We start from the raw sequence: 2775 nt of genomic DNA on the forward strand, positions 1-2775 counted from the left end.
ATCAAAAAAGAGCCGATAACAGCAGTATTTCAAACTGCATATTATCGGCTCTGCGTCTGTGCGTCTGGCTCTTTTAATTAAATTATTTCTGTTGTTTTTTGGCTTTATTATATGTATTAGCTAACTGTCCACAAGCTGCTTTAATCTCTCTACCATGAGAAACTCTCATGGTAACTTCAAGTCCTGTTTGCTCTAATTGATGTTTGAACGCAACCATTTCTTGTTTTTGTGGTGCTCTAATTTTTGAATTACTCGTCGGGTTGTATTGCAGCACGTTAATCATAACATTTTTGCCCTTAAACCATTTTGCAAGTTGCCTTATATCTGAGGAACGGTCATTTATACCTGGTAAAAGCAAATACGCAAATACCACTTTTCGATTATGCCTTTGAGAATAGGACAATGCTTGCTTAACAACATCTTCAATAGCGTACATGTGCATATGAGGAATGATACAGTTTCTCGCAGCCTGTGTTGCTGCATGTAAAGATATTGTCAACTGAATTTTTAGATGTTCTTCGCGCAATTTTTTTAATTGATTAACTGGACCAACTGTTGATACGGTAATGCCGTCGGTTGGAAAGTTAAGTCCATTTCTATCTCGAAGAATATGGATTGCTGCAATCAAGTTGTCGTAATTGAATAAAGGTTCTCCCATTCCCATAAAAACGATACGATTTACTTTTTGACGTATCAATACAACCTGCTGCACAATTTCAGACGGTGTTAGATTACGAACAAAACCATTGCGTCCGGACTCACAAAAAATACAGCCAACAGAACAACCAACTTGCGTACTTACGCAAACAGTCCCACCATCTCGCCGTTTAATAAAAACCGTTTCAATATACCTGTTATCTTTCAATTCATAAACATACTTTTCAGTATCGCTACTTTTATAGACTTTTTTTGTTGATATTGATAGATTTTCTTTGTGAAATGGCTGTTTATACAATTCCGTATATAAGGCTCTTGCTTTATCCTCTCCAATTACTTCCGACATTTCTTTGTAAGTAAATCCGTATGGGTCATTCAATATTTCCGTAGGTGTACTTTTAGGTAAGTGTTTCATTTAAATATCCTTCCTTTTCAAAATTAAAAAGTTTGTTTTTCAGAGTTTTTGATTATGATTTCTAGTTTTTCAACATCAACGATATGTGTTAATTTACATTTAGGGCAGAAAAGAGGAAAATTTCTTAATACCGTATTATAAAATACTTGAACCCTCGTCTTTCCGTTACAAATTGGACATTTTATCCAATATTTTTCAAGCATAATATTTCTCCTTTTGCGCAAAAAAATGCAGGTCAATTCTCAACATGAGCATTGACCTGCATTTATACATATAATACTACAACAAAATTAAGGCATAGTTTTTATACTATGTCTATACGTCGTTAGTTTTGTTGTATAGCATACGCAAAATAAGCATGACAAAAAAGCCCATATTGAAAATGGGAAAAATCTTTTTTGATTTCAATGCTTATCGAATACGCATGCTATGTAACATAAACATTCCCCCCCTTTTATATAATATTATATACAAAAGCAGCTTGTTGTCAACATATATATATATGAATTATTTTGGCTAAATGTAACCACTTTATTGCTTTCCTTAAATTTTCCTTGATATTCTGCAATACTCTTTATTCGATTTTGCACTTCATCTGGATAAGATGAATAGCTTTTTAAATTTTTGTTATCTGTACCTGTTCCCCAAAAACATATTAGAAAAAACGCGATACATAAAATTACGGTTTCGATTATTATAATCATTCTGTTTCACTCCAAATTCTAATTTGTCCGTTTCTTCATATCCACATTATATCATTTTCATATCTGCACCACAATAAAATTTTATGCACCGATAATCTTATTGAACAGCTCTAACAAACACCATTTCATCACTCCAATCTGAAATTTAGGTATGAAAAAAGCAGTCAATCCTAAGACTAACTGCTTTGTGTATAGAGATATGAAATTGTGAAATAGAATTTGCCTATTTCAAATCAAAAAGAGAATTTTCATAGTCCTTTACATAGTATCGTATATTTTTACGCCCCTTTTGAATAATGGTATGTCCCTCTGCTTCTAATTTTTCTTTCTGTGCTTCAATACCATTTGGATATTTAGCATTTAATTCTCCGTTTGCTTTTAATGTTCTCCAATAGGGTGTTTCATCTTCGGAACGCTGATAACTCGCCCACGCTACAATAGAAACAAATATACCCGCTGTAATCGGCTCTGTAAAATCTGCACCACTCAATTTTGCAAAGTGTTCTCGTATTTTTCCAACCGTAATCACTTTACCATACGGAACTTTTTTCATTACTTTGTCATAGTCAATCGGGGGAGCAAAATACATTTTGTTTCCACCATATTTCTCAATACTTTTCTGGTCTATGATAATTTGAAATTTTGGCATATCCTTACTATCATGCAACATAGCATTAAAATCTTTTTTATCTTCATTTGCCATTTGTGCCACCTCCTACTTTAAGGATAGTCTGTTTCTTATTTCCATGCAATGAGGCTGTTTGAAAATTATTAACACTTTCAAATTTGTCGCTTTCTTCATATCCATATTATAACAGTTCCATATATCCGCCACAATAAAAATCAGCATACCCTTAGCATTTATGGAACAAAAATGCACACTTTTTCTTTCTTCCTCTTGATTACCCCACAACAGAAAAGAAAAAGCCCTGTCAAGAGCCTTGCCACCATTGGTGGTGCTTTGCACTCTTTACTGGGCTTTTTGTTTGCTGTATCTTC

3 protein-coding genes are annotated in these 2775 nt (G+C 33.5%); all 3 read right to left on the reverse strand.

Annotated features, from left to right (window positions below):
- Positions 1 to 82: 82 nt before the first annotated feature.
- Entirely contained in the window at positions 83 to 1072 is a 990-nt protein-coding gene (rlmN, locus tag ACLTOQ_RS00440; protein WP_002569187.1) for a 23S rRNA (adenine(2503)-C(2))-methyltransferase RlmN, read from the reverse strand.
- Positions 1073 to 1095: 23 nt separating this feature from the next.
- Positions 1096 to 1275 carry a cysteine-rich KTR domain-containing protein gene (locus ACLTOQ_RS00445; protein WP_002588768.1) on the reverse strand — a complete coding sequence of 60 codons (180 nt, stop codon included), beginning with the start codon at positions 1273 to 1275 and terminating at the stop codon, positions 1096 to 1098.
- 724 nt (positions 1276 to 1999) lie between these two features.
- Complete coding sequence (locus ACLTOQ_RS00450; protein WP_002322212.1) at positions 2000 to 2479, reverse strand: MGMT family protein; 480 nt, start codon at positions 2477 to 2479, stop codon at positions 2000 to 2002.
- Positions 2480 to 2775: the final 296 nt, after the last annotated feature.

This window comes from Gallintestinimicrobium sp. (genome assembly GCF_046968865.1).
Classification (GTDB): Bacteria; Bacillota; Clostridia; order Lachnospirales; family Lachnospiraceae; genus Gallintestinimicrobium; species Gallintestinimicrobium propionicum.